Here is a 16,227-nt window from a genome sequence, read left to right on the forward strand (position 1 = left end):
CGATGCAACCTGCCGAATGCGCAGGTTTGATCCGTTGCAGTCATCCCTTGCCATCTTCCATATGCCGGAAGCGGATGGAAAGTTGGCGTTCGCTTCTCACCAACTCGCCAAGATCGGCGGCAGCATTGGCAGGAGCGGCATCCAGCCTGAACTATTCAAGGCCCGCTCGGCGCAAGCCCTCGACGTACCTGGCACGGTCCTCAGCCCGTATCAATGGGTGGTATTTCTCGACCCAGGCGATGCTGACATTCGGCTGTAGGCGCTTGCATTCGACGAGTCCTTGACGTGCGGTTTCCAGGTCACCGGCTAGTCCTGCCGCCGCTGTGAGTGTGCGCCAAGCGGTTCCAAAGTTTGGTCTCATCTGTACGGCCCGACGTTCTGCCCCTACCGCTTCGGAGTAGCGGCCGGCGACTAGATGGCAAAGCCCTTCGACCGAAAAATTCGCTGCTTGGGTTTGATCAAGGGGACTCAATCGTCGTGCAATTTCGAGCTGACGGAGACCATCTTCCTCAAGTCCGGCATAGCCGTACGCTGCTCCCAAGATTATGCGGGCGAATACGAAGTTTGGGTTGCGCTGCAGTGCCTCGTTCAGTTCCTCCACCGCCGGCCCAAGTCGTCTCGAAAACGAGTATACGTAACCTGCGGCAAAATGGGCCCATGCGTCGTCGGGATCGAGGTCTATCGCACCCTGGGCAAGGGCGAGGGCACTGGAAATGCCTGGCTCAAATTCCAAATTGCCGGAGACTACACGGGTGGCGAAGGCCCACGCGAGTAGGCTGCGGGCGCGTGCATAGTGGGGATCAAGCTCAATCGCTCGCTTCAGGAGGTTAATGCCAGTGTCTTCGTCTTGAATAACCCAGGTCCAGATATAAGGCATTGCTCGGACAACGCAGCCCCACGCATCGAGACTCTCCGGCGCCTTACTTTGAAGGCGAAGGCGTTCAGCTGCGTAAATCTGCGGCTCTATCGCCGCTACAACGCTGTGAGTGATCTCGTCCTGCACCGCGAAAATATCAGAGGCAGGGCGGTCGTAGCGCTCTGCCCAGATGTGGTTGCCGCTGGCCGCGTCGATGAGCTGCCCGGTAACCCGTACCCGCTCACCAGCTTTGCGGACGCTGCCTTCCAGTATGTAGCGAACACCAAGCTCGCGCGCGACCTGGCGGATATCTGGAGCCTTGCCTTTGTACGCGAAGGTTGAATTGCGCGCGATAACGAAGAAGCCCCGCAGCTTGGACAAGGCGGTAATGATGTCCTCGGCGATCCCGTCGCCAAAATATTCCTGTTCGGGGTCGCCGCTCATGTTCTGGAACGGCAGGACGGCGATCGACGGCTTTTCGGGCAGCACTAGTTTTCCATCGGACAGATCGGGCACTAGCGGCTCTCTTTCGGCGCCCCGGTTTAAGGCCACACGATATGCTCGCACCGGCCGTGCAATGTTTTTGAGCTCTTTGTCGCCGATATCCTCGAAATCGAGTTTCAGCTTGTCGCGCACCTGTTCATATGCCGCACCCGACAGGCAAATCCCATTAGGTTCGGCGATACCTTCCAGACGGGCAGCAATGTTAACGCCGTCGCCCATCAGGTCGCCGTCGCTCTCCTCGACTATGTCGCCGATATGGATACCAATGCGGAACTCGATACGTCGATCAGGCGGCACGCCCACATTGCGTTCGAGCATGGCGTTCTGCACCTCGATGGCGCAGCGCACGGCATCGACCACGCTGCGGAATTCGACGAGAGCTCCGTCGCCTGTACGCTTCACTACGCGCCCGGCGTGAACCGCGATGGTGGGGTCGATGAGATCGCTGCGGAGCGCCCGGAGTCGTGCGAGCGTCCGATCTTCGTCCGAGCCAGCCAGCCGGCTGTATCCGACGACATCGGCGGCCAGGATCGCCGCAAGCTTGCGGGTCTCACTCACCTTGCCCCTCCTTCGCCATCAGACATAGCACACACGCAAGAACAAGACTGCCCCATTTCCATAAGCTTGGTTCAAGACCACCCATGGCATTCCGAGTCCGGCGGCAGGTTTCGAAGGGCGATATGTAGTCGGCCATTCGGAAGGTCTCGAATTGGCGCTTGCCGCCGCTCGCGTCGTAGAGCCTGTGACTTCCATAGCTAGTCATTTGGCTTCGATGAGTGCAGCTACCGACTTGGCGGACAGGCAGCCAATGTGGAGCCCTTCGCGATGGTTGTGGAAAAAATCGGCGCGGCCCAACAGGCTGCCGTAAGCCTGAGCCGAGGCAAATCCGCAAAAATGTGGCGCTCCGCTATCGGCGTAAGGTGCGAGCCAATCTTCGAACGCGATGCTCCTCCCGGGGTGAAACGAGGGTTCGGCACCATTGACATCGAAGACTCACCCCGGTTAGGTAGATTCCATATTCTAGATTATATAGAATATGGAATTCTGGGAGCTGGAGGTAACCTCCGGCATGGGATTGGAGGAGTGAATGATTCAGCCTGCAGATATTGCGGCCTCGGTGTCGCGTCGCGTGCTCCTGGTCGGCACAGCATCCCTCGCGCTTCTTGGCGCAGTGGATGTCAGCGCCTACGCGCAGGACGGCCTTGGCACCGCGGAGCAACCTGTTGAAATCCATGTGATGGCCAACGAAGCGTTTTCAACCGCCATCCAGGAAACGGAAGTCGCGGAGTTCAACAAACACTATCCGAACATCAAGGTGACAGTTGACGGCGTTCCCTATGTGGAATTGCTGGCCAAGATGATGCTCGATGCCACGAGCCCGACGCCGACCTACGATGTACTCATCGTTGACGATCCCTGGACGCCGCAGCTTGCCGAAGTCGGAGCCTTGGCAGACCTCAAGAGTCCCGAATTTGCAGCCTGGACCGCATCTGATTACGACTGGGCCGATTTCAACGCCGCGCCGCTGGCGGCCAGCGAATGGAAGGGCGTCCAGTATGGCGTGCCGCTCCGTTCGAACATGCTCATGATGTTCTACAATCGTGCGCTTTACGACAAGGCCGGCGTCCCGCATCCGACCCCTGACCTGACCTGGGCACAGTACATGGAACAGGCGCCGAAGCTGGTTCAGGATACGAACGGCGACGGGAAAGTGGATGCCTGGGCAGTCGACACCTATTTCGTTCGCGAACCACTGACCCCCACCATCTGGCAGACCATCATGAACTCGAACGGCGGCAAGCTGCTCGACGCGGATGGCAAGCCGGCCTTCAACAGCGAGATCGGTGTTGCGGCGCTGGATACGCATCGTAAGCTGCTCGAATACGCCCCTCCCGGAGCCCTGGCACACGGCTATACGGAATCGCTTCAGGCATTTCGTCAGGGAACCGTCGCCACGATGTTCCAGTGGGGCAGCGTGTATCGCAGCTCTGCCGTGGACCCCAAGACGACTACGCTGAAACCGGAGCAGGTCGGCGTGCAGGTCATGCCGGTCGGGTCGGTAAGCGCCGGTGCTCATCGCGGCATCTGGAGCGGATCGGTCAGCGCCAAGAGCGAGAACAAGCAGGCCGCCTGGGCCTTCGTGCAATGGCTCTCTTCGAAGGAAGGCGAGGCCTTCCGTGCGAACGCGCTCGGCACATTCCCGGCACGCAAGTCGACGCTCGCCTCAAAGCCGCAAAGCGATTGGCTCGTTCCGGTCTACCCGGCGCTGCAGTTCGCGTACGACGTGTCGGCCAAGGGCGAGATGTGGCGCATCCGCGATCCCAGATCGGATGCCGCACAGCAGATTCTTGCTGACGAGATCGGCCGCGCCATGGCCGGCAAGACGTCCTCGGCGGATGCACTCAATGCCGCTGCCGAAAAGATCGCCGACGTTCTGAAGTAAGCGGCCAGGATCTCGTGGATGGCGGTTTTCGCCATCCACGACTGTGGCGCCCGTCCTTCGTCGGGAGAGTCCGTCGCGAACCTCGGTGGCATTCCCGCAGGTTGAAAAGCGTCGCCACACGAGTCGAGCGGAATCTCGGAGAGAGCTTTGAGCAGTCAGCTGTCAGTATCCACCTATCAGCCCTCGCGCCCGGGGCGTAAGTTCGCCGACTTTCTGTCGCGTTGGGCGTTCATGGTGCCGGCTGCCGTTTTGCTCGGTGCCGTTCTGGCATACCCGATCTTCTACACGATCGAGATCAGTTTTTCGCGCTTCGATCTGGCAACCTTCAGCGCGGTCGAATGGGTTGGCTGGCAGAACTACAGCCGCGTGCTGTCGGATTATCGTTTCTGGGAATCGATGCAGGTCACGCTGATCTACCTCGTGTTTGCCTTGCCCGCGCAGATAATCCTCGGCTTCTCGATTGCATTCCTGATCAATGCCGAATGGCGCGGCCGTAGTGTGGTGCGGGCGCTCTTCCTGATCCCGATGGTCGTCGCGCCGGTCGTCGCGGGCGGCCTGTGGCGCATGATCCTCGACCCGCTTTGGGGCATGACCACATATTTGATGAGCCTGGCGGGCCTCGAACCGCTCGACTGGTTCGGCAACGCGACGCTTGCAATGGCCGCGCTCGTCATCATCGACACCTGGCGCTGGACTCCGTTTGTCGTTCTCACAGCGACGGCCGCGCTACTTGCCCTGCCAAGGGACGTGTTCGAGGCGGCCGAGATCGATGGCGCCGGCTGGTGGTCGAAGCTCTGGTCGATAACGCTGCCCTTGCTGGCGCCGATAATTGCCGCGACTTTCGTCGTGCGCTGGCTGGGCGCGGTCAAGATGTTCGATATTGCGCTAGCCGCCACCTATGGCGGCCCCGGCGGCGCGACCAACGTTGTCAACCTGTTCATCTACGAGGAGGCCTTCCGGTCCCTGCATTTTGCGGAATCGGCGGCAATGGCTGTCGTCATCCTCGTCATCACGATGGTGCTGACCGGGGTCTTCCTGTGGGGCAGCACGCGTCTGGAGGAACGGTTTTGAACACGACCGGCATCCTTGCCGCCCCTCGGCGCCGCGTCAGGCCAGGCCCCTATATCCGCATCGTCGCAGGTGTTGTTTTCTGTTTCATCTTCCTGTTCCCGCTCCTTTGGATGTTCCTGACGTCGCTCAAGGAGCAGCGCGACATTTTCACCATGCCGCCAACCCTGTTCTTCACCCCGACGCTTGAATCCTACGTCACCTATCTGCAACGGCCCGATATCTGGCGGCGCCTCGTCAATACGGTGATTGTCGCCGTCGGTTCCGGCATCGTGTCGGTCATCGCCGGCGGGATGGCGGGTTACGCACTCGCGCGTATCAAGCTTCGCGGTGCTCGCACGATCGGCCTGCTGATCATCCTGTCGCGTGGGGTGCCGCCAATCGCGCTTGCGGTGCCGATGTTTCTCGTCGCCCGAAAGCTCGGCCTGACCGACAAGCACATCACGCTGATCCTCGCCTATTGCACGTTCCTGATTCCTTACGTGATGTGGCTGATGCGCGGCTTTTTCCTCGCCTTGCCCAAGGAGCTGGAAGAGTCGGCGATGCTGGATGGCTGCAGCCGCTTCGGCGCTTTCTTCAAGATCATCGTGCCGATCTCGCTGCCCGGTCTGCTCTCGACAATGATCTTCAGCATGATCCTGGCATGGGAGGAACTCTTGTTCGCCCTCGTTCTGACCAATCGCAAAGCTTCGACAATTCCTGTCGCGATCCAGGGCATAGCCGGCGACACCATCAACGGGGCCAATTGGGGCGCGCTGACGGCCGTCGGCACCATTACGGTCATCCCTGTCATCATCTTTGCATTGATAGTCCAGAAGTGGCTTATCCAAGGTCTCGCAGATGGAGCGACGAAAGGGTGATGGCGGTGGATACTCCGGTATTTCTATCAAAAACGGATATGGCTCGACGCCATATCCAGAAGCTGATCATCACTAAGGCGGTGAAGCCCGGCGATCGGATCACGACCCGCGCGATATCCGAAGCGCTGGGCATCTCGGAGACTCCGATCCGCGAAGCGATCCGCAGTCTGGCCGCCGAGGGATGGCTCGAGATCGAGACCCATGTCGGTGCGATCGTCGCCAGCGCCGGGGCGGACCAGCTTCGCGAGATCTACGCCTTGCGCGGGCGAATTGGCGCGCTGGCCATCGAGTTGGGATGGCCCGACTTCGACGCCGCGCGACTGGCGGCGATCAATAGAAACATCGCGGCCTCCGACATCGCCATCAAGGCCAATGATGCGGCAGCCTATACGCAGTTGAACCACGATTTTCATGCGCTCCTTTGCAGTTCCTCTCATTCGCAATGGTGCCTTCGTCTGCTGACCAATCTGACCGCGATGACCTCGGTCACCTTCGGGTTTGTCATTCTGCCGGATCGGATGGCTGCGTCGCTGGCGGAGCACCGCGCGATCCGGGATGCGATCCAGGCCGGCAACATGGCCGAAGCGGCAAAGCTTGTCGTCGAGCACGAGCAGGCGGGATACCGCGCACTCGTCGGCGAGATCGAAGAGAACAAACGACAGGCGCGGGAACAGGCGGCGATCTGATCGCCAGCGCGCACATGCCCAGGGAGAACTGAATGAGTGCAGTCGAAATCAGGGAGGTCCGAAAGTCCTACGGCAACCTCGAGGTCCTGCGTGGCGTTTCGATCCATATCGACGGCGGCAAGTTTGTCGCGCTCGTCGGTCCTTCCGGCTGTGGAAAATCGACGTTGCTGCGCATGATTGCCGGCCTCGAGGAAGTCACCGCCGGCGAAATCGCAATCGGCGGGCGCGTCATCAACGATGTCGCGCCGAAAGACCGCGATATTGCGATGGTCTTCCAGAACTACGCGCTCTATCCGCACATGAACGTGCGGGAGAACATGGGATTCGCCCTGCGTCAGCGCGGGACGCCAAAGGCCGAGATCGAAAAGCGGGTCTCGGATGCGGCCCGGATCCTCGGCCTGGAGAAGTTGCTGGAGCGAAAGCCCCGCGCCTTGTCGGGCGGCCAGCGCCAGCGCGTCGCCATGGGGCGCGCCATCGTCCGCAAGCCGAACGTATTCCTGTTCGACGAGCCGCTTTCCAATCTGGACGCCAAACTGCGCGTGCAGATGCGATCGGAATTGAAGGAACTGCACCAGCGCCTCGGGGTAACTACCGTCTACGTCACACATGACCAAATCGAGGCCATGACACTTGCCGACTACGCGGTGGTGATGAATGGCGGCGTGATCGAACAGATGGGGCCGCCGCTACATCTCTACGACAAACCGAAGAGCCTCTTTGTCGCTGCGTTTATCGGCTCGCCGCCAATGAACTTCCTGGAAGGCAGGATCGAGGGTGGCGATACGCTCGTCCTCGACAACGGAGCACGGTTGACGCTCCCGCGGGCCATTGGAGCCGTCCAGCGCGTAACAGTGGGAGTTAGACCCGAACATTTCGTAGCTGACAAAGAGGGGTGGCCCGCGGTGGTTTCCATCGTCGAGCCAACCGGTTCCGAAACCCAGATCACGGTGCGTCTCTTCGATCATACCGTTCGCGTGCTCATCCGGGGCCGGACCGACGCCAAGCCAGGCGAAACCATCCGCCTGACCGTGCCCGCCGCCGACATGCACGTGTTCAACGCCGGTACAGGCAAACGCCTCGACGCGTAAATGCGACCGGTCGAAGAAAGGGCGCAAGGATGGACCTGAACAAGTATTTCATTGATGGCCGTTGGGTGGACGCCCTGGGCGACACCAGGCTATCGCTTATCGACCCCAACACGGAAGAAACCTACGGCAAGGTGGCGCTTGGCAGCGACGCAGACGTCGACGCCGCGGTAGCGTCGGCAAGGCGCGCCTTCCCGGCCTGGTCCCTGCTCGACGCCCGGTTCCGGATCGCCTGTGTCGAACGGATGCTGGAGATCTATCTCAGCCGCATCGATGAAATGGCGAAGGCGATTTCGCGCGAGATGGGCGCTCCCATAGATCTGGCGCGTCAGGCGCAGGCCGCGCTCGGCCAACGGCACATGACGAACTATCTCGCCGCCATGAAGGATTTCGAGTTCATCAGGCCACTCGGGCTCCATGCGCCGAACGATCGGATCGCGCTGGAGCCTGTCGGGGTGGCTGCGCTGATAACGCCCTGGAATTGGCCGATCCATCAGATCGCGCTCAAAGTCGTGGCCGCGCTGCTCGCCGGATGCACGATGGTGCTCAAACCGTCCGAAATGGCGCCTTTGTCGGCAACCCTCTTTGCCGAGATAATCGAGGCGGCTGGCGTTCCGGCTGGCGTCTTCAATCTGATCCATGGCGATGGCCTGGGCGCCGGGCAGCGGCTTTCCACTCATCCCGACGTCGACATGGTGAGTTTTACCGGATCGACCCGTGCCGGCATTGCGATCTCAAAGGCGTCCGCCGACACCTTGAAACGTGTCGGCCTCGAGCTTGGCGGAAAGGGTGCCAATCTGATTTTCGCCGACGCCGACGAAAAAGCGGTAGAGCGCGGCGTTCGCCAGTGCTTCGTCAACAGTGGCCAGAACTGTAACGCGCCGTCGCGCATGCTTGTCGAGCGATCTATCTACGATCGCTCGGTGGAGATCGCCGCCAGCATCGCGAAGTCCGTAGCTGTGGGGCCATCGGATCAGCATGGGGCGCAGATCGGGCCGGTCATATCGGCAAAGCAATTCGAGCGGATCCAGAGCCTCATGGAAAGCGGTATCGCCGAAGGGGCACGGCTTGTAGCCGGCGGCCCGGGACGCCCCGCCGATCTCAATCGTGGCTATTTCGTCAAGCCCACCGTGTTCGCCGACGTGTCGAACGACATGACCATAGCGCGCGAGGAGATCTTCGGCCCAGTCCTGTCGATCATTCCTTTCGACAACGAGGAGCAGGCGATCGAAATCGCCAACGACACCCCTTACGGCCTTACCAACTACGTCCAGAGCCAGGACCATGAACGCCGTATGCGCGTCGCCCGGCGGCTACGCTCGGGGATGGTTGAGATGAACGGTCAGCCGCGCGGCGCCGGCGCGCCATTCGGCGGCATTAAAGCGTCCGGACATTCGCGCGAGGGCGGTCGCTGGGGCATCGAGGAGTATCTGGAGGTCAAGTCGATCTCCGGGTGGAGTCAGGTTCAGGCGTGAAGCCGGACCGAGTAGTTGGACAGACCAGGAATGACCATGAAAAACAAAGCTACCGTCGCCGAAGTGAGAACGCTGTCGTGCAGCAATTCCTTTCGGAACTACCACTTCCTCAAGATAACCACTGAAGGTGGAGTGGTCGGCTGGAGCGAGTTCGACGAGAATTTCGGATCGCCTGGCGTCTCGGCAGTGATCAATCAGATCAGCCATCGCCTGATCGGCCAGAGCGCCATGCTCCATGAGCATATCCGCGAAGACCTGCGCAATGTCGTACGCCCTGCTCTCGGCGGAGTGGTCGGCCAGGCTCTCGGGGCGATCGAGAACGCCCTTCTCGACGTCAAGGCCAAGGTGATGGATGTCCCGTGTCACGTGCTGCTCGGCGGCAAGGTGCGCGACAAGATCCGGGTCTACTGGTCCCACTGCGTCGCCTATCGCATGCGCGCTCCGCATTTCTCGCCGGTCATAAAGGATTCCGAAGGCGTGCGCCAGATCGCGCGCGATGTCGGCGCGGGTGGGTTCACGGCGCTCAAGACGAACATCTTCGAATATGACGGGAACGACAGCATCGAACCCTGGTCGCCAGGGTTTGGCCGCCCCCACGATCCGAGCATGAATGTCGAACGCAGGACCCTGAAGAACCTGCGTCGTCATCTGGAAATCATGCGCGAGGCTGCGGGGCCGGACATCGACATTCTGCTCGACCTGAATTTCAATGCGCGGACCGAAGGCTATCTCCAAATCCTGCGGGAAACGAGCGACCTCGACCTGTTCTGGGTCGAGCTCGACCTTCTGGACCCCAAGGCGCTCGCCTATATCCGTTCGCACAGCCCCCATCCGATCTCGTCTTGCGAGACCCTGATCGGCTTGCAGCAGTTTCTGCCCTATTTCGAGAACCGCTCTGTCGACGTCGCTATCATCGACGCGCCGTGGAACGGCGTGTGGCAATCGGTGAAGATCGCCGCGGCGGCCGAGGCCTACGACGTCAACGTCGCGCCGCACAATTTCTACGGGCACCTGAGCACGATGATGAACGCGCATTTCAGTGCCGTGGTGCCGAATCTTCGCATCATGGAGACGGATATCGACCGCATTGCCTGGGACAGCGAAGTCTTCAGCCACGTGCCTGAAATCAAGGACGGCTATCTGGTCCTTCCGGATCGTCCGGGTTGGGGCACCGAGCCGGTTGAAGCCGCCTTGAAGAAATATCCTCCCCTGGAGAAGGTCGGGATGTTCCATCGCACCCAAACACCGCGCCTCGCCGTCTAGAGGATCAGAACAAAGGGATAGAGCAGCGCCGCGGTCCAACTTGAACGCACGCCGCTCTAGGCAAGTGCGCGGGAAATCACGTAGGGACTCCTCCAATGAACGAGCCGGTTGACGTTCTGATCATCGGCGGCGGTGCTTCTGGCGCCGCCGTTGCCTGGAACCTCGCCGAGACGCGGATGCGGATCGTCTGCCTTGAGCAGGGCGACTGGCCGCGGTCGCAGGATTTTCCGTCGAATGGACGTGACTGGGAGACGCGGCAGTCTGAAGACTATGCGCTCAGCCCCAATCGTCGCGGCGGCATTGCGGACTATCCTATCAACGACGATGGTTCTCCGATCAAGATCGCGAATTTCAATGGCGTCGGGGGCGGCACGGTCTTTTATGCCGGCCACTTCCCGCGCATGCATCCGTCCGACTTCCGGGTGCGTTCACTGGACGGCGTGGCCGACGACTGGCCAATCGACTACAGCACCCTCGAGCCCTTCTTCGAGATCAACGACCGGATGATGGGGGTGTCGGGGCTTGCCGGCGACCCCGCCTATCCCAAGAAAGAGCCGCCGATGCCCCCGATACCGCTTGGGCACACCGGCGAGATGTTCGGGCGCGCCATGAACCAGCTTGGCTGGCACTGGTGGCCGGCCGACACGGCCATCAACGCGCGCGCCTATGAAGGCCGCGCGCCCTGCATCAACATCGGGCATTGCGGCCATGGCTGCGCGCAGGGCGCCAAGGCCGCCGTCGACGTGACCTACTGGCAGGAGGCCGTACGCAACCGTATCGAGGTGCGGACACGCTGCCGGGTGAGCCGTATCGAAACGAATGAAGATCGGATGGCGGTCGGCGCCTGGTATTTCGACGCCAATGGCGAAGAGGTGTTCCAGCCGGCCGAAATCGTCATCATCGCCTGCAACGGCATCGGCACGCCGCGCTTGCTGCTGAATTCCGCCTGCGAGCGGTTTCCAAACGGTCTTGCCAATTCCAGTGGCCTGGTCGGCAAGAACCTGATGCTCCATCCCTATGCGATGGCGCGTGGCCGGTTCGACAAGCAGCAGGACGGCTTCCGCGGCGCCCGAGGCTTTATGTGGAGCATGGAGTTCTATGAGACCGATCCGCAGCGCGGCTATGTGCGTGGCTACTGCTATCAGTTCACGCGCGGTTTCGGGCCGGCGACGACGGCGATCAACGGCATGGCGGACAACCTTATCCCCTGGGGCGAAAACCACCATGACGCATTTCGGCATTACTTCGACCATCAGGCCGGCATGGTGTCGATCTGCGAGGACCTGCCCGAGGAAATAAACACCGTCACGCTCGATCCTGGTCTGAAGGACAGCAACGGCATCCCCGCGCCCAGGATCACCTACCGGATCGGCGAGAACACGCAAAAGATGCTGGATCATTCCATCGCGCGCGGCACGGAAATCCTGCTTGCCGCCGGCGGCACCGACATCGTCACCCGCTCGCCGCTATCCCACGCCGGCTGGCACCTGCTCGGCACCGCCAGGATGGGCAAGGACCCGAAGCGGTCGGTGGTGAACGAATGGGGCCGCAGTCACGATGTGAAAAACCTGTTCATCGTCGACGGCAGTGTTTTCGTGACGTCGGGCGGCGTGAACCCGACATCCACGATCCAGGCGGTCTCCCTCTATATCAGCGACCAGATCAAATCGCGCCTGCATGAGCTCTTCGATTGAAATCCGCCATGATAAACCATCAGGACAACCATCCGATCGCCGCCTTGTCTCAGCCTGAGCAGGAGTGCTTGCGTGCCATCGCGGGCTGCATAATCCCTCCCAGTTTCAAATATGGCATTCCTGGCGCAGACGATCCCGCGATCTTTGACGACCTTCTCGCATCCATTCGACGGGACGGCGATGCGCTTCGCAATATCCTTGCTACGGTCGACCGTAACGCTGGCGGCCGGCTTGCCGATCTCGCGCCCACCGAGCGTTGCGCGCTTCTCGCTCGTTTGCGCGACGAGCGGCCCGGATTCTTCAGCGTCGTAGAGGCTCTGACGTCGCGCGCCTATTATGGCAATGACGCGGTATTGAGGTCCATCGGCATGGAGCCGCGGCCGCCCTTCCCGAAAGGGCACGATCTCCCGCAAGGCGATCTTTCTCTGCTCGACGCCGTACTGCGTCGCGGCAAGGTCTATCGGGATGCTGACGTCAGCGGGCATTCGGTTTGAGCGTTGACCTGCTTCCCCGTCCTTGATTGGCCGCCAACCGCCCCATCGCGGATGTAGTTGCGCTCCGTCTCCTGGCTGAACCGGCGTATGGTCATGTCGTAGATCAACCGCTGGCGCAGCGGACTGATCGTGCATCGCGCTGTTCCCCTAAGGTCAATATCTTGTCCGTCCTTCCCCATGGTAAGGCGCTCGGCACCAGCGTGTTCACGTGGTGAACGTGCTGTCAGTGGGCTCTTGTGCGCGTCGCCGCGACAGCAAGGGCGTGAGCAGGTTCGAGACATAACAGGCACGGAGGACGGAAAATGAAACCATTGCGAACGATGGCCCTGGCCGGCCTGTCGCTTGCGGCAAGCACGCTGCTGGCAGGTATGCCTGCTCAGGCCCAGGCACCATCGCAGCCAAACATCCTCGTCATCATGGGCGATGATATCGGGATGTGGAACATTGGCGCTTATCATCGCGGCATGATGGCCGGCCGCACCCCCAACCTGGACGCGATGGCCAAGGAAGGCATGCTCTTTACGGACTATTATGCGGAGGCCAGCTGCACGGCGGGGCGCGCCAACTTCATCACAGGTGAACTGCCGATCCGAACCGGCATGACCACAGTTGGCCAAGCCGGCGCGTCGATAGGCATTCCGGCCGAAGCGGTGACTATCGCAACTATCTTGAAGTCAATGGGCTACGCCACCGGTCAGTTCGGCAAGAACCATCTGGGCGACAAGAACGAATTCCTGCCGACCGTTCACGGCTTCGATGAGTTTTTCGGCTACCTCTATCATCTCGACGCGATGGAGGACCCCGCGCATCCCAACTATCCGCAGGATCTGTTGAACGTGGTGGGGCCGCGCAACATGGTTCACAGCTGGGCAACCGACAAAGATGATCCGACCGAGATGCCGCGCTGGGGCAGAATAGGCAAGCAAAGGATCGAGGATGCCGGCCCGCTCTATCCCAAGCGCATGGAAACGGTCGACAACGAGATCCGCGACTTCGCTACGAGCTTCATGGAAAGAGCCAAGCAGGCCAACAAGCCCTTCTTCGTCTGGCTGAACCCCACGCGCATGCATATAGTCACCCACCTCTCTCCCAAATACGAGGGCATGCGAAACTCTGAGAACGGCTGGTCGGAAGAGGAAGCCGGCATGGCCCAGCTCGATGACGACGTCGGGCTTGTGATGAAAAAGATCAAGGATTTAGGTGAGGATAACAACACCATCGTCCTGTTCACGACCGACAACGGGACTGAAGTGTTCACCTGGCCCGATGGAGGGCAGACGCCATTTGCCCAGTCAAAGGGTACTGTGCTCGAGGGTGGCTTCCGCGTACCCGCAATCCTTCGCTGGCCTGGTCATGTGCCCGCCGACACCGTGCAGAACGGCATCTTCTCGGGCCTGGACTGGTTGCCGACCTTTGTTGCCGCAGCTGGCAATCCGAACATCACCAACGAACTGCTGCAGGGCAAGACCATAGGCGACCGGACCTACAAGAATCATCTTGATGGCTACGACCAGACGGCGGCTATTACCGGCAAGGGTCCGTCCGCACGCCACGAGATATTCTATTTGGGCGAAAGCACGGTCGGCGCAGTTCGCATCGACGACTACAAGTTCCGCTTCATCGATCAGCCTCAAGGCTGGATTGGCGAAAAGACTCATCCCGACGTGCCAGTCATCGTCAACCTGCGGCTCGACCCATTCGAGAGGACCGGCTGGCCCAACAACGGAACGAAAGAGGGCGGACAGCAATACTTCGATTGGTTCAAGTACCAGTTCTGGCGCTTCGTATTTGTCCAGCAGGTGGTCGGAAAGGAACTCCAGACCTTCCTCGACTTTCCCCCAATGCAGCGAGGCGCCAGCTTCAACCTCGACGCAGTCAAGGCCGAGATGCAGAAGCGCATGGACGAGGCTCAGGCGGCAGCAAAAGGTCCGGGCAACTGATAGCCAGCCCACCCTGAATGCGGGCGGCCTCTGGGAAGGGCCGCCCATTTCGTCTGCCAAGAGAATTTCCGCACATATGTCGCGGCCGTTTGCGCGACCATGGAAGTTCACAATGTTGCGACCACATGATTTCGCCATGACGGCCCGCTGCAAGCCGCCGCAAATATGACGAGGTTCTGGACTGGTGCCCTGGTTCGGCGGAAGGGCAGCTTTCTTAAGCTCATTCCAGTTAGCGCTGCTCGACGGCTCCCACGATCGGGCCGAAGCCGCCGTGCCAGGACCAGTCATTGCGGCCAAGTTCGGGCGAGTAGAGGCCCGTGCCGCGGCCGCCGTCGAGAAAGAGAGCGTTGCGGCAGCCGAGGCGGTCGCGGAACAAGCGTGCGAAGTCGTAGAAATTGACCGGGCTGTCGCTGATTGCGAAGTGGACGCTGCCCGAAGCGGAGACGCCGACGCCAGTGCGGCGTGTTCGGTCGCGTGAGCCTTCGATGAAGGCGGGATGAAGCCGGCCGTTGACGACCAGCATCGGGCCGGACTGAGTGGCGTAATCGGCCTTGGGCCTGAGGCTCAGGAAACGCTCCGTGGTAAGCACGCCGGCACTCCCGCCGTCGATATAGAAGACGCCGTTCGGCTTCTTGTAGAAATTCGGGACCGGATGGACGTCGGCGGGCGCAGCCGCCGCTTCGACCGGGCGAAGTTCCCGCCCTTCCTCGACATGGAGCCCGAGCGGCGTGAAGTCGGGCAGGAACATGCCGGCGTTCATAGCGAAGGTGAGTTTGGTGCCTTGGCGGTCAAGCGCGCCCGCGAGCGCGGAGAAGGTTCGATAGGGCCTGCCGCTCTCATCGCGCCAGAACAGGCGCAGTTGCGCCTCTGCGGGATCGAAGCTGCAGACCACATAACCCATGTCCTCGAAGTGCGCGCTCCGGCACGGGCCATCGGCATGAGCCGGGGCGACTGCATGGAGCCCCAGAAGCCCGGCCGCTGCGGCGACCGCGACGCGGAGCATCCTGCGGAAGGGGAGGGATGTCGTTTGCCTCTTTGTCATGGCGTGGATGTTAGTCGAGCGACCACAGGAGTGACCACCCCTGCACTCCAGCGCAATCGCATGTGAGGTCGACCCCCACTCCGGTTCGCTTCGCGAACCACCTCTCCCTCGGTCGACGGGGGAGAGGAAGCGCCGGCCGCAATGCCACGCGCTTTTCCTCTCCCCTTTTGAGGGGGAGAGGTGCCGAGCGAAGGGAGGCGGAGCGGGGGTCCGCGCCGGCATATGCAATTGCCCTGCCTGCACCAATAGGCGCGTGAACTCCCAGGCCAGCTATTTTCGTCTCACGCGTCACAAACGCTTCTCCTCGATCGTCTCGACATGGGCACCAAGCCCTCCAACAGCGGCAGTCAGCCGTACAGTCCTAGGAGAATGCCATGAGCAAGAGCGCAACTTTCGTCAGGCACAAGGCAAAGCCTGGCAGGCGCGACGACGTCAAAGGCGTGTGGGAGAAATACGCGCGCGAGTATGTCGCCGGCGGCGACGGCACGCTCAGCTACTATTATTGCTACGACGACAGCGATCCCGATACGGTCATCGTGTTCCAGCTCGGCGCCGACCAGAGCAGCAATCAGGACTTCGTCAAGCAGCCCTGGTTCGCCGACTACCAGCGCGAAACGGCCGAACTGCTCGCCGGGCCGTCGGAGGTTCGCACGGCGACGCCACAATGGGTGAAGGGCAGCGTCTAGTCACCACCGGGAATCCGGCAGGTGGACCGCCACCCGCCGGTTCCACAACTTGATCAGTACCTTTCGGCAATTTCCATCCACATTTCGCCGCTACGGTCCGTTGACGAACGAAATTGTCCTGCGGACCCTGA

At 61.1% G+C, this 16,227-nt stretch carries 13 protein-coding genes; 11 read left to right on the forward strand and 2 right to left on the reverse strand.

Going from position 1 to position 16,227, the window contains the following annotated elements; translation table 11 throughout:
- Positions 1 to 151: 151 nt before the first annotated feature.
- Entirely contained in the window at positions 152 to 1,918 is a 1,767-nt protein-coding gene (locus SAZ10_RS12115) for an adenylate/guanylate cyclase domain-containing protein (protein ID WP_318609464.1), read from the reverse strand.
- A 529-nt stretch (positions 1,919 to 2,447) separates the two neighbouring features.
- Here SAZ10_RS12115 and SAZ10_RS12120 point away from each other — a divergent pair.
- The 10 genes from SAZ10_RS12120 (at position 2,448) to SAZ10_RS12165 (ending at position 14,368) form a co-directional block, all read left to right on the forward strand.
- Entirely contained in the window at positions 2,448 to 3,803 is a 1,356-nt protein-coding gene (locus tag SAZ10_RS12120) for a sugar ABC transporter substrate-binding protein (RefSeq protein WP_318609465.1), read from the forward strand.
- 147 nt (positions 3,804 to 3,950) lie between these two features.
- Positions 3,951 to 4,874, forward strand: coding sequence for a sugar ABC transporter permease (locus SAZ10_RS12125; protein ID WP_318609466.1), 924 nt, complete (start codon positions 3,951 to 3,953; stop codon positions 4,872 to 4,874).
- Positions 4,871 to 5,731, forward strand: a complete 861-nt coding sequence (locus SAZ10_RS12130; protein WP_318609467.1) for a carbohydrate ABC transporter permease — start codon at positions 4,871 to 4,873, stop codon at positions 5,729 to 5,731. The genes SAZ10_RS12125 and SAZ10_RS12130 overlap by 4 nt, the downstream gene beginning before the upstream one ends.
- 38 nt (positions 5,732 to 5,769) lie before the next feature.
- Complete coding sequence (locus SAZ10_RS12135; protein WP_318609468.1) at positions 5,770 to 6,417, forward strand: GntR family transcriptional regulator; 648 nt, start codon at positions 5,770 to 5,772, stop codon at positions 6,415 to 6,417.
- 32 nt (positions 6,418 to 6,449) lie between these two features.
- Complete coding sequence (locus SAZ10_RS12140) at positions 6,450 to 7,505, forward strand: sn-glycerol-3-phosphate ABC transporter ATP-binding protein UgpC (RefSeq protein WP_318609469.1); 1,056 nt, start codon at positions 6,450 to 6,452, stop codon at positions 7,503 to 7,505.
- A 29-nt stretch (positions 7,506 to 7,534) separates the two neighbouring features.
- Positions 7,535 to 8,977, forward strand: coding sequence for an aldehyde dehydrogenase family protein (locus SAZ10_RS12145; RefSeq protein WP_318609470.1), 1,443 nt, complete (start codon positions 7,535 to 7,537; stop codon positions 8,975 to 8,977).
- A gap of 30 nt (positions 8,978 to 9,007) precedes the next feature.
- On the forward strand, positions 9,008 to 10,240 hold the full coding sequence (locus SAZ10_RS12150; RefSeq protein ID WP_318609471.1) for a mandelate racemase/muconate lactonizing enzyme family protein: 1,233 nt from the start codon (positions 9,008 to 9,010) through the stop codon (positions 10,238 to 10,240).
- A gap of 95 nt (positions 10,241 to 10,335) precedes the next feature.
- A complete protein-coding gene (locus tag SAZ10_RS12155; RefSeq protein WP_318609472.1) occupies positions 10,336 to 11,934 on the forward strand; it encodes a GMC family oxidoreductase in 1,599 nt (532 codons plus the stop codon).
- Positions 11,935 to 11,942: 8 nt separating this feature from the next.
- Complete coding sequence (locus SAZ10_RS12160; protein WP_318609473.1) at positions 11,943 to 12,428, forward strand: hypothetical protein; 486 nt, start codon at positions 11,943 to 11,945, stop codon at positions 12,426 to 12,428.
- 302 nt (positions 12,429 to 12,730) lie between these two features.
- The gene (locus SAZ10_RS12165; protein WP_412535202.1) at positions 12,731 to 14,368 is read left to right on the forward strand and encodes an arylsulfatase; all 1,638 of its coding nucleotides are present in this window, start codon (positions 12,731 to 12,733) and stop codon (positions 14,366 to 14,368) included.
- A 229-nt stretch (positions 14,369 to 14,597) separates the two neighbouring features.
- Here SAZ10_RS12165 and SAZ10_RS12170 read toward each other — a convergent pair whose 3' ends face one another.
- A complete protein-coding gene (locus SAZ10_RS12170) occupies positions 14,598 to 15,410 on the reverse strand; it encodes a phosphodiester glycosidase family protein (protein WP_318609474.1) in 813 nt (270 codons plus the stop codon).
- A gap of 374 nt (positions 15,411 to 15,784) precedes the next feature.
- On the opposite strand from SAZ10_RS12170, the gene SAZ10_RS12175 reads away from it, so the two are divergent.
- Positions 15,785 to 16,096 carry a hypothetical protein gene (locus SAZ10_RS12175; RefSeq protein WP_318609475.1) on the forward strand — a complete coding sequence of 104 codons (312 nt, stop codon included), beginning with the start codon at positions 15,785 to 15,787 and terminating at the stop codon, positions 16,094 to 16,096.
- Positions 16,097 to 16,227 lie beyond the last annotated feature (131 nt).

The sequence above is a fragment of the Mesorhizobium sp. BAC0120 genome (genome assembly GCF_033542235.1).
Classification (GTDB): Bacteria; Pseudomonadota; Alphaproteobacteria; order Rhizobiales; family Rhizobiaceae; genus JAWRCU01.